Annotated in this window: 1 protein-coding gene; it reads right to left on the bottom strand. The window is 56.7% G+C overall.

Features of this window, described 5'->3' with window-relative positions:
* On the bottom strand, positions 1-1034 hold a 1034-nt coding region (locus DZC79_RS21010), incomplete at both ends, for a hypothetical protein (RefSeq protein WP_157977336.1).

Below are 1034 nucleotides of genomic sequence, written 5' to 3'. Positions count from 1 at the left end.
TTCTCCTGCCCGTTAAAGCCAAAGCGGTATTTGTCCTTATCCGCCGGGCAGATATCCACCAATACATTCTCCTGCTTCATCACCGGCTTCTTGGTGCAGAATTTCTTCACCCCCACAAAGCAGGGACCGATGATCTTCACCTTCACCTGCGCCTGCGTCGGTGTAAAGTTAAGGGTAAAATTGCCTTTTGCAGTAGCCACTGTTGAGGCCAGGCCCACCCAGCTGCCGCCCTGCTCTTCCTGCACGGCCAGCTGCGCATTGCCCTGCACCGATTCCAGGTCCAGGTCTATGCTCTGGGCCACATTGGGTAGGACCGAAAGGGTAAAGACAGCCGCCTCCCCGTTGGCAACATTGAACTCTACGGCCGTGCCGGTCTTCTTCACGGTAGTGGCCTGTGGCTGCCCGTTGTACACTTCCACCAGGAAGCCGGGCCATTGCCAGTTGTAGACATAGTTGCAGGAGTCTACCCATGTGGTCACCCATTTGCTCCGGGTCATGGTGATGCAGCCGTTGCTGGTCACAGGATCGACCTGGGGCTGCGGCCTGATCTCTTCGAAGATGAAGTTGTCGATATAGAAATCGCGGTTCATGGGCCCGGTATTGAAGGGCTCTGTCACGATGGCCAGGCTGGGACTGGTGGCCGTAAAGCTGTAATCCACCTGGTTGACCTGCTGGGGCAGCTCGGTATAGTAAAAATAGCTCCAGCTATAATTGTTGAGCAGCACGGTACGCAGCTGGCCGGTATAGGTTCCCCGGTCTACGGTCATGCGCAGGCGGTAGGAGCGGCCGGGCACCATACCGGTTACTTTATAAGTGCCCGCAAAATTGTCGGTGGTACGGACCTTCAGCCGCTGGCCGGCATTGCTGATGGTTCCATTGCCGTAGTTCATCCATCCCTGCGTGGTGCCGTCGCTGAAGTCGTTATACACCAGCAGCGTATTGCCCATCACATTGCTTACCGCATTGATGCTGTCGGTGCCGCGGCCGGGCATCAGCATGCCGAAGGGATAGTAATCGTAAGCGGTCACGATGGC

Source organism: Taibaiella helva, from assembly GCF_003545695.1.
In the GTDB taxonomy this organism is placed as follows: domain Bacteria; phylum Bacteroidota; class Bacteroidia; order Chitinophagales; family Chitinophagaceae; genus Taibaiella; species Taibaiella helva.
The sequence above is the reverse complement of the archived record's forward strand: the minus strand, read 5'-3'. Positions and strand labels throughout refer to the sequence as shown.